The sequence below is a fragment of the Nocardia sp. NPDC059195 genome (assembly GCF_042754695.1).
Lineage (GTDB): Bacteria > Actinomycetota > Actinomycetes > Mycobacteriales > Mycobacteriaceae > Nocardia.
The window spans coordinates 470,937-480,210 of the sequence record NZ_JBHZBG010000003.1 but is presented as its reverse complement, the minus strand read 5'-3'; the positions used below and the strand labels follow the sequence as shown (position 1 = coordinate 480,210).

Here is a 9,274-nt window from a genome sequence, read left to right as displayed (position 1 = left end):
GCCCCTTTCTTTTTTTTAATCCCCCCGGGGGCCCGCGGGGGCACCCCGGGCCCCCCGGCCGGGGGCGCCGGGGCCCCCCCCGTTTGGGCTTTTGGGGGGGGGGGGGGGGGGGGGGGGCCCCCCCCCCCCCCGCGGCCGACGGCACGGCAGCCCTGTTCGCGGTGCCGCCATGACAAACGTCATGGCATCCGTGTGACCGCGTCATGGTCAAATCATGATGCCGTGCACTGTTTTTCGTCATGCTCCAACGGTCAAGCTTGTCAGCGTGAAGGTACGAGCGCACACTCTGACGAGGAGAACGACATGACCATCTCCGATCGGCACTCGCACAAGCCCGAACAGGCCGACCCGACCCCGGGCCCTACTCGACAACTTCGGTGGCACGAAGGGCATGATCTACACGGTGGTGCCGATCGTCGTGTTCGTAGTCGCTAATGCCCTTGTCGCACTGCCCATCGCGATCGGAACGGCCGTTGTCGTCGCGCTGGTTCTGACCGCATTGCGTGCGATCAACGGCGAGCCGATCGCACAGGCAAGCGGCGGACTCGCGGGCGTCCTGGCCGCGTGCACCCAGACCCCGCTGACGATTTCGATCGCGGGCGATCCGACCACTCCCTACGCGGGTGGCATCAGCCTGGCGAAGACCCTCGGCGGCAGGATGCTGACAGGCGAGGGCGAACGGCACACCATCGCCTCGGTAGGAACCAGCAAGTGTGTCGACGATATCGTCGCGGCGTACCTCATCGACCTCGAAACCTCACCGGCACAGGCGCGCTGCGCATTGTGACCGACGAAATCGGGCGAGACGTGTACGAGGATATTCTGGCTCACGATTCAGCCCCTCGAATCCGCTGTTCGTGCTGAATCGCACCGCATCGTAAATTATGTGCGGGTGGTGATGCTAATTCTCGCTCCCGTATGAACGAATTTGCGCGGCGGTCGTCGGGTATTTCTCCCCGAGGGTTCGCTGACGGCAACTGCTGGTGTGCGCGATGATGTTGTGGTGAGTACCGAGAGTATGCCGACCAACGCTCGCCCGAAGCGCCGCAACGGGCCGCGGCTGCCGCCGGATGAGCGGAGAACCCAACTGCTCGACGCCGCGCTTCGTGTCGTCGGTGATGCGGGGCTCGCGAACTTGACGATGCAGGCAGTCGCCAAGGAGGCGGGAGTCGCCAAGCCGGTGCTGTACGCGATGTATCCCTCGGCGCCGGAGTTGGTGGCGCATCTGCTGCACCGCGAACATTCACGGGGAATGGGGCAGGTCTTCGCGGCCATGCCGCGTGACCTGCAGGAATCCGATCCCGACCGGGAGTATGTCGCGGCGGTGATGGCTTTTCTCGAATCCGTCGCCGCGGCGCCTACCCGCTGGCGCCTGATTCTGTTGCACAGCGATGGCGCGCCGACCGATTATCGCGAGCTACTCGGTGCAGCTCGCGACAAGCTGCTCGATCAGTGTGTCGAGCTGTTGACGGCGGGTTTCGCCGTGCGCGGTGGCCCACGCGAGGCCGACGTCGAACTGATCGCGCACGTGATGCTCGGGTTCACCGAAGTGCTGGGCCGGATGGTTCTGTCGGATCCGCAACGCTTTCCGCCCGAAAGATTGCGTGCCACTGTGCGATCCATGGCCCGCACCTTGCCCAACGACCCCGACGCCGCCACTGTTCGAGAGAGCGACCGCGGTGCTCGATCTGATTGAGCGGCACGTCGAAAACTATCGGTGAATCCGCTCACCGCGCACGCGGTGAGCGGATTCGTTCCGGTCGACTATCGTAGGTCGATATCGGCGATGATCAGCACCGGCCAGGCGATTACCTCGCCGATGAGGGAGAACACCCGGTCGAGTCCGTGTAAGTCGCCCAAATGGCTGTCGTGCGTGATCAACCAGATCACACCGATCGTAAAATAGGGGACGCCCCCGGCGATTGCCAGAAACATCATCTGACGGATACTGATCTGTCGTTCCATGAGTTTCGTCAACACTGTTGCTCTCTTTTCCCTGTTCAGGCGATGTCGCCGAGGATCGGCTGTGACTCGATGAGCCCCTCATCGGAGGGTGGTAGGCCCTCGCCGAGCACGCGATTGCGCTGTTTCGCACGAAGTGCGTGGTGGGCTTGCGACGGGATGTCGTATCCGTAGGTTTTCTGCGCCTGTCGGGGTGTCATCGTCACCGGATTCTTCGGCACTACCCCGAGCAGCATCGGTGCCGCCACCGGCACGGTCGTGGGGGAGATCAATTGCAGCAGTAACAATTGCAGCCGGGTGTTCACACTGACCACTGTCATCGCCGCGCTCAGCCAGGGGACAACGAGGAGGTCCAGCACCCGTCCGCTCGGCAACCCGGCCATCTCCCGCATCCAGCGTGGCATCGTGGCCAATGTTCCACGCCGGAGGAATGCCGCGACGATCTTGAACAGTGGTCGCAGCACGAGCGGCATCGGCGGCAGCATCACCTCGGCGTCGAGGAGATGATTCATCGCCTTCTTGGCGATATCGGATCCGATGAGTTCTGGCCGCATGCGTTCGAAGTACTGTGCGACACCCTCGCGAGTGCGGGGAATATCTGCTGTATCGCAGGTTTGGAGTTCGGCGGCACGCGCGCATTCGTGCCAGTACTGGGATTCGTCGTCCGCGCTGAGCCGCCCCGGACCGAATTTCTCGTAGGCGACCAGCAGTGAATGCCACGCGGTGAGGTGAATCCACAGCTGTGATTGCGGATCATTCGCGTCGTAGTACCGACCTGTCACCGGATCGATTCCCACTGCCTTGGAATGGATCTTGACCAAGACATCGGCGGCGGCGGCCGTTGACCGACTGTCGGCGAACATCACCATGGCGAAGTAGCGCAATGTCCGGTCATAGCGGGTGCGGGGGCGGCTATAGATCGCACTGGTCTTGTCGACCGCTGCGATCAGTGCGGGGTCGAGTTCCTCGATGACGACCGCTCGCTGAAAGCCGATGGTCAATCCGGTCGGGTAACTCCATACCCGCCACGCGACGGAATCGGGTCCGAAGAAGCCGTAGTCCTCGGCCGGTTCCACCGCCGGTAGCGACAACCAGGTTCGTAATGTTGCCATGCGATTCTCCCCAAAATTCTTGCTGTCGATCGCGAGTCGGTCGAATCAATTACTACTCGCGTGTAACTTTCAAGTAAGACAATATCAGTGCATGCTGCGGGCCGCTACGGGTCGCGCGGCATTTTTCGGCCGGAATTCGAACGAGAAGGCCGGAAGGGCAACCCATTTCACGACCGGGAGACCATTGTGGTGCACCGGAGCTCCTGTCGATCAGTGCGACAGTGTCGGGGTGCTGACTTCGCTGACCAGCCAACGGTCGGCGTCTTTGCGCAGCGACATGCTCACCGAGAGCTGGCCGGGCGCGGGCGCGCCCTTGGTGCCGAGGCTGGTGATGGTCTGATCGATGACGGCCACCGCTGTCGCGGAGGTCTCGTCGGCGGACTCGATGGCGCAGGTGACCTTGCCGACCGTGGAGACCACTTGTCCCTGAGTGAGCACATCGCGCAGATCCCTGCTGGTGGCGTCGAATTCGGTCTTCCAGCTGCCGGTGGCGCCCGCCAGCACCGCGGCGAAATAGGTGTCGAGATCTTTGGCGTCGTAGCGAGCCAGCGTCGGGGCGTAGGTGCAGGCCGCCTGCAGCGCGGACTCGCGCGCCTGTTCGCGGGCGCGGATCCGGTGGTTGTCCACGGCGAGTAAGGACGCGACGGCGACGGCGGCGGTCGTGATCACCGCGGCCGCCGGGATCATGAAGCGGCGGACGGTATTTCGCCGAGATCGCGCAGTCGGTTCGGTGGTTTCGGAGGTCGAGTCGGCGGTGGTCGGTGGCTGGATATCGGTGGTCATCGGTACGTCCTCGATAGGTGGGAATCAGTTGGCGGGCAAGGGGACCGAGAGCTCGTCGCCGGTGATGCCGGGCGGTGGGCCCGAACCGTTGTCGGGTCCGGCGGGGCGCGGTGCGTTGGCCGATCCGCGGACCTGCAGCTCGGGATGGCTGGTGACGCAGTAGTTGTAGAGCCGCCCGCGACCGTCGGAGACCTCGGCCGGGGAGACCGGGATGGTCTCGTACTCGCAGGTGGGACGCGGCCAGATGTCTGCCATGGTGTGGAAGGCATTGTCGTGGGCCGGAACTCCGAGGGCGACTACACCGGCTCGTAAGGCGGGAAACAGTGCCGACATGGCTGGGGTTCGCAAGCGAGCCGCTCGGGTGATGGCGACGAAGTTGGTCACCAGGCTGGTGAGGGGGTCGCTGGTTTCGGTGAGCACGCCGCCGAGTGTGGTGAGCCTGCCCGGACCCTCGTCGAGGAGTTCGCGCACCTCGTGGTCGGCGGCGTTCATCTGGTCGAACAGCGCGCTCGACCCGCGCACCAGGGTGGCGAGGTCGGGCTGGGCGTGTGCGGTGGTGTCGGCGATGACCCGCAGATTGCGAAGCAGTTCGGTGGTCTGCGGGAGCAACCCGGTGAGGCCGGTCATCGCCTGGCTCAGACCGCTGATCACAGTGCGCAGGACATCGGGGCCGCCCTGCAGCGCGCGATCGAGTTCGTCGACGATCACGGTGAGCCGATCCGGGTTCATTCCGGCGATGAGGGCTCCGGTGTTGTCCAGGAACGAGTCGATCGTGACCGGAGTGCTCACCTGGTCGGCGGCCACAGTCGCACCGTCGGCGAGGTAGGGCGCCTCGCCGGTGGTCGGCCGGAAGTCGAGGTACTGTTCGCCCGCGGCCGAACGACGCCCGATCGCTACCGGTGAACCAACGGGAATCGCTGTGGCGCTGTCGATCTCGGCCTCGGCGAGAATGCCCGGACCGTCGAGTGCGATGGCGCGTACCGCGCCGACCCGCACCCCGCGCACGGTGACATTGCTGTGGGGGAGCCGGCCGCCGGAGCTGTCGAGCTGGACCCGCACGGTGTAGGTCGTGCGCAGTGGCCGCACGCCGACGACATCGATGGCGATGTAGCCGGAACCGATGACGAGCAACCCGATCATGCCGAGCATGGCCCCGGCTGTCTTGTGGCGCTCGGCCCAGCGTGCCAGCGCGACGACCAGGGTAGCGGCGCGCGCGATCATCGATGACCTCCCTGCAGCCGGCCGAGCACCCGGGCCAACACCTGGGAGAGACTGCCGATGAACGCGGTGACGTCGGTGCCGTCGGGCAGCCTGCTGCCCTCGGTGTCGGTGAGCGCGCCGATGTCCAGATACGAGATCCGTGCCGCGACAGCCAGACTCGACCCTCGCATCGACGCCCGGGCCACCGGGCCCAGTGTGTTGAGCCTGTCCAGCGTGGTGCCCAAGTTGTCCCCCATCCGGGTGAATCCGGTCATCAATCCCTGCACGCTGTCGAACAGACTGAGGAATTCGGGGCCGGTGGTCGAGGTGAAATCGCCGAGCGCGGCGGTGACCGTGGACACCTTCGTCGTGAGATCGGTGATGGCGCGATTGTTCTCGGCGATCACGGCGATCAGATCGGGGAAGGTATCGGCTGCCTGACCGAGTTCGGCCTTGCGGGCGCGCAACGTGGAGGTGAGCCCGTCGAGTCCGTGCAAGACCGAATCGATCTGCCCGGTGCGCTGATTCAACGCGCTCAGCGTCGCGGTGAGTTCGGTGAGCAGGTGCGACAGCTGGGGTCCGCGTCCGCCGACGATCGCGTTCAGTTCCGAGGTGATGCGGGCGACCTGGTTCATCGCGCCACCGTCGAGCAGCATCGACATCGCCATCATCAACTCCTCGACCGAGGCGCCCGCCGAGGTGTGCTCGCGGTCGATGACATCGCCGTCGGCGAGCAACGGAGTGCCGGGGCGGTGCGCTGGCAGCACGATGGCGACGTGGATGTCGCCCAGTGGAGTCGGCTGCCGCAATTCGGTGCGGGTGCCCTGCGGCAGTGCGATATCGCGGCGCACCTCGAGCTCGACATCGGCCAGGAAGTTCGTCGTATCGATCCTGGTGACGACTCCGACGTCGGTGCCACCGATCTTGACCCTGGCCCGTTCGGGCAGGTTGAGCGCGTTGTCGAACACCGCGTGCAAGCGGTAGGAGGGCCCGTCGACACCGGGGCGTGGCAGCGGGACGTTGTCGACGGTGACCGTGCACGAGCACAGGCTGATCGCGGCCAGCGCGGTGACGGTGAGGCGCGTGGTTCTGTTCATTCGGAGAGTCCCAGCAGTGCGGCAGTCAGACCGAAGTCCGGACCGAAGTCCATGAGTTTGCCCGTCCGGCAGCCATCGGCGCGCAAGGCGACCCGCTCACACAGCAGCGACAGAGTTTCGTTGTCCAGCAACGATTTGTCGGTGAGCAGATGTAGCCGCAGCGCCTGCTGGTCGGTGCTGACCGCGCGGGCGAAGTTGTCGGCCATCAGCGGCGTCACATCGACGATCTCGGTGAGCCCGCGTGCGTTGTCGCGCATTTGGCCGGTAATGGTGACCAGGCGGTTCACCGCGTCGGTGAGTGGTACCCGATTCTCGGCCAGCACCGTGGAGGTGTTGGCGATGAAGTCGTTCACCTGGGTGAGGACCGCGGCCAAGCCCGGTGCCTGCTCGGCGAGCAGGGCGACGAGTTCGGTCAGCCGGCCGCTGAAGTCCCGGACGGTCTGGTCGTTTCCGGCGATCATGGTGGTGAGCTCGTTGAGTTCGACGATGGTGCGTGAGATCTGGTCCTTATTGGCCAGCGACACCTCGAATGTCGTGGAGAGGACGTCGAGTGTCTCGCGGATGCGATCCCCGTTGCCGTCGAGCATCGGGAACAGCACCCGGCTGGCCATCGGGCCATTGGCGTTGTCGCCCTTCAACGCTTCGCCGAGTTGTTCGAAGTTGCGCAGGATGCGGTCGAGTTCGACCGGAGTCTTGGTGCGCGCCAGCGGTATGTGGGCGCCGTCGGCGAGAGTGGGCCCTTCGCCGATGTAGGCGGGAGTCAATTCCACGTGCCGGTTGGTGATGAGCTGGGGGGAGACCAGGGCGGCCATGGCGTCCGCAGGCAGCTCGACGCCTGGCTCGATCGTCATCCGCACTTCGACGAAGGCGCCCTTGGGCACGATCGCGTCGACTCGCCCGATCGGGACGCCGAGGACCGAGACGTCATTGCCGACGAACAGGCCGGCGGCGCCTTCGAAGTCCGCGGTGAGGTGGATGGCGTCGGGGCGCAGCGACACTGGGATCGAGGAACAGCCCGCACCGATGCCGGTGACGATCACCAGCGCGAGGCATTGGAGCACTCTGCGCATCATTTGCACCCTTCTACCGCGTCGGCCAGACACAGCCAGTTGTCCGGGAAAATCCACGGCAGGTAGATGTCGCCGTAGGGTCCCTGCGCGAACGAGTTGTTGAATTGGCGGACCGCCACCGGCATCACCTGATACAGCGCGTCGAGGTGTTCGCGGTTCTTTTCCAGCCCTTGCGACATCGTGTTCAGACTGTGGATGAGCGGGCCGAGCCTGCCGCCGTCGTCGACGCCCATGTCCTGCAGGATCTTCGAGGCGGCCGCGATGTTGTCGAGTAGCGCTCTGATCAGATCGCGGCGCTGGATGACGGAGTCGCCGATCGCCTGGCCGTTGGTCAGCAGCACCAGCACGCTGTTCTGGTTGTCGGCGATCAGGCCGGAAACCTGATCCATGCTGCCCAGCAGCTGGTCCACTTCGTCACGCCGGGAGGCGATCACCTTGGCCAGCGCGCCGACACTGTCGAGCGCCTGGGCGGTGAGCTGCGGTGAATCGCCCAGCTGCGTGCTCACCGCGTCCAGGCTCGCGCGCAGCGCGTTCGGATCGAGTCGTTCGAGATGCTCGAAGGAATTGCGATACTTCGGATCGTTCACGACCTTGGCCAGGTTGTAGGGAACGGTGGTGGCCGACAACGGGATACGTGAAGCTGGTAGTGGCCCCTCGGTCCCCGGATCGAGCTCGACGTGCATCTTGCCGAGAATGGTCGACATCTTGATCGCCGCTTTCGCGTCGTGCCCCACGCCGAGGTCGGGCCGCACACTCATCGTGACCAGCACGCGGTCGCGTTCGAGCCGCACGGCGGTGACCGTGCCGACTTCGATTCCGGCCACATCGACGCTGTTGCCGGTCCGCAGGCCCGCGGCCTGGGCGAATTCCGCGTGGACGGTGTCCTCGCCGAGGTGTGCGCGGGAGAGGATCCCGGATCCGAGGACGAGCACGATCACCGTGACCCCGGCCGCGATGCCGAGGGTGAAGTTCCGGCTGCGGAACGCATCGCGCAAGGTCGTGAGGACAAGGGAGAACAGGAATTTGATCATCGGCAGACTTCCGAGTGTTCGTTGCCGCCGACCTGGGAGAACATTCCGTGGGGAAACAGCACGCCCCACAGCGAGACATCCAGGCTGCAGACATAGGTATTGACGTAGGTGCCGTTGCCGCTGATCCGGGCGAGCCCGGCAAGGATCAGCGGGAGTTCGATTGCCGACTGATCGAGGCGCGCACGTTGGACAGCAGCAGGTCGACGCCCTCGCTGGCCTGTCGCTGTGCCTGCGCCATCCCCGGTGCGACCCTGGTGATGAGGTCGGTGAGTTTCGTCGTCGACTCGGCGATGCCGGTGACCGAGCCTTTGAGCACCTCGCCTTGTTCGTACAGCCCGCTGACCAGGGCACGGGACTGGGTGATCAGGGTCTCCAGCTCGCCGCTGCGGTTGGCCAGGCTGGTGATGACATCGCTGAGGTTGGTGATCACCGCGCCGAGGATCTCGTCGCGTTCGGAGAAGGTCGTTGCCAGCGCGGCGGCCTGGGTGATCAAGGCCGACAACGACACTCCGTCACCCTGCAGCGCCTGCACCAGGGTTTCCGACAGTGAGTTCACCTCGTCGGGTTGCAGCAGGCTGAACAGTGGTTCGAAGCCCGACAGCATGGTGGAGACGTCGAACGATGATTCCGTGCGCGCCAAGGGAATCGAGCCGCCCGCGGGTAATGGTTCACCCGCCGATTCGCCCACGGCCAGCGCGACGTAGCGCTGGCCGATCAGATTCTGGTAGCGGATCAGCGCTTTCGTGGTGGTGCTCAGGTGCTGGCGGGACTGTACGGACAGGGTCACCTCGGCATTGCGGCGGTCGACCAGGTCGATCGCGTCGACCCGGCCGACGCGCACGCCGGCGATCCGCACGTCGTCGCCGGTGCGCAAGCCGAGCACGTCGGTGAAGGTGGCGCTGTAACGATGGGTGTCCCCGGGCACCGAACGCTGCAAGGTCGACCAGATCGTGTAGGTCGCGATCATGGACAGTGCGACGAAGGCGGCGAGACCGAAATGGATAGTACGGGTGCGCATC

9 protein-coding genes and 1 pseudogene are annotated in these 9,274 nt (G+C 65.1%); 2 read left to right on the top strand and 8 right to left on the bottom strand.

What is annotated here, in order from left to right; all coding sequences use genetic code 11:
- Positions 1 to 316 precede the first annotated feature (316 nt).
- Both ACFXKN_RS07090 and ACFXKN_RS07085 read left to right on the top strand, forming a co-directional pair.
- The gene (locus tag ACFXKN_RS07090) at positions 317 to 787 is read left to right on the top strand and encodes a DUF3159 domain-containing protein (protein ID WP_378950965.1); all 471 of its coding nucleotides are present in this window, start codon (positions 317 to 319) and stop codon (positions 785 to 787) included.
- 216 nt (positions 788 to 1,003) lie between these two features.
- Positions 1,004 to 1,696 (top strand): TetR/AcrR family transcriptional regulator, encoded by a 693-nt coding sequence (locus tag ACFXKN_RS07085; RefSeq protein WP_379432639.1) that lies wholly within the window; start codon positions 1,004 to 1,006, stop codon positions 1,694 to 1,696.
- 68 nt (positions 1,697 to 1,764) lie between these two features.
- Here ACFXKN_RS07085 and ACFXKN_RS07080 read toward each other — a convergent pair whose 3' ends face one another.
- From ACFXKN_RS07080 to ACFXKN_RS07045, 8 genes and pseudogenes are all read right to left on the bottom strand, one after another.
- A complete protein-coding gene (locus ACFXKN_RS07080) occupies positions 1,765 to 1,965 on the bottom strand; it encodes a hypothetical protein (protein WP_379432638.1) in 201 nt (66 codons plus the stop codon).
- Between the two features lie 35 nt (positions 1,966 to 2,000).
- Positions 2,001 to 3,074, bottom strand: a complete 1,074-nt coding sequence (locus tag ACFXKN_RS07075) for an oxygenase MpaB family protein (protein ID WP_378950883.1) — start codon at positions 3,072 to 3,074, stop codon at positions 2,001 to 2,003.
- Between the two features lie 210 nt (positions 3,075 to 3,284).
- A complete protein-coding gene (locus ACFXKN_RS07070; protein ID WP_379432637.1) occupies positions 3,285 to 3,857 on the bottom strand; it encodes a hypothetical protein in 573 nt (190 codons plus the stop codon).
- 24 nt (positions 3,858 to 3,881) lie between these two features.
- Entirely contained in the window at positions 3,882 to 5,078 is a 1,197-nt protein-coding gene (locus ACFXKN_RS07065) for an MCE family protein (protein ID WP_379432636.1), read from the bottom strand.
- On the bottom strand, positions 5,075 to 6,154 hold the full coding sequence (locus tag ACFXKN_RS07060) for an MCE family protein (protein ID WP_378950873.1): 1,080 nt from the start codon (positions 6,152 to 6,154) through the stop codon (positions 5,075 to 5,077). Before ACFXKN_RS07060 ends, ACFXKN_RS07065 begins: the two co-directional genes overlap by 4 nt.
- A complete protein-coding gene (locus ACFXKN_RS07055) occupies positions 6,151 to 7,227 on the bottom strand; it encodes an MCE family protein (RefSeq protein ID WP_378950869.1) in 1,077 nt (358 codons plus the stop codon). Before ACFXKN_RS07055 ends, ACFXKN_RS07060 begins: the two co-directional genes overlap by 4 nt.
- A complete protein-coding gene (locus tag ACFXKN_RS07050; protein ID WP_378950866.1) occupies positions 7,224 to 8,255 on the bottom strand; it encodes an MlaD family protein in 1,032 nt (343 codons plus the stop codon). The genes ACFXKN_RS07055 and ACFXKN_RS07050 overlap by 4 nt, the downstream gene beginning before the upstream one ends.
- Positions 8,252 to 9,273 (bottom strand): annotated as a pseudogene (locus ACFXKN_RS07045) (MlaD family protein). Before ACFXKN_RS07045 ends, ACFXKN_RS07050 begins: the two are co-directional and overlap by 4 nt.
- Position 9,274 lies beyond the last annotated feature (1 nt).

Bases quoted from the DNA above. Each gene is read 5' to 3' on its own strand.
- ACFXKN_RS07080 (WP_379432638.1), bottom strand. From the start codon at position 1,965: ATGGAACGACAGATCAGTATCCGTCAGATGATGTTTCTGGCAATCGCC.
- ACFXKN_RS07075 (WP_378950883.1), bottom strand. From the start codon at position 3,074: ATGGCAACATTACGAACCTGGTTGTCGCTACCGGCGGTGGAACCGGCC.
- ACFXKN_RS07070 (WP_379432637.1), bottom strand. From the start codon at position 3,857: ATGACCACCGATATCCAGCCACCGACCACCGCCGACTCGACCTCCGAA.
- ACFXKN_RS07065 (WP_379432636.1), bottom strand. From the start codon at position 5,078: ATGATCGCGCGCGCCGCTACCCTGGTCGTCGCGCTGGCACGCTGGGCC.
- ACFXKN_RS07060 (WP_378950873.1), bottom strand. From the start codon at position 6,154: ATGAACAGAACCACGCGCCTCACCGTCACCGCGCTGGCCGCGATCAGC.
- ACFXKN_RS07055 (WP_378950869.1), bottom strand. From the start codon at position 7,227: ATGATGCGCAGAGTGCTCCAATGCCTCGCGCTGGTGATCGTCACCGGC.
- ACFXKN_RS07050 (WP_378950866.1), bottom strand. From the start codon at position 8,255: ATGATCAAATTCCTGTTCTCCCTTGTCCTCACGACCTTGCGCGATGCG.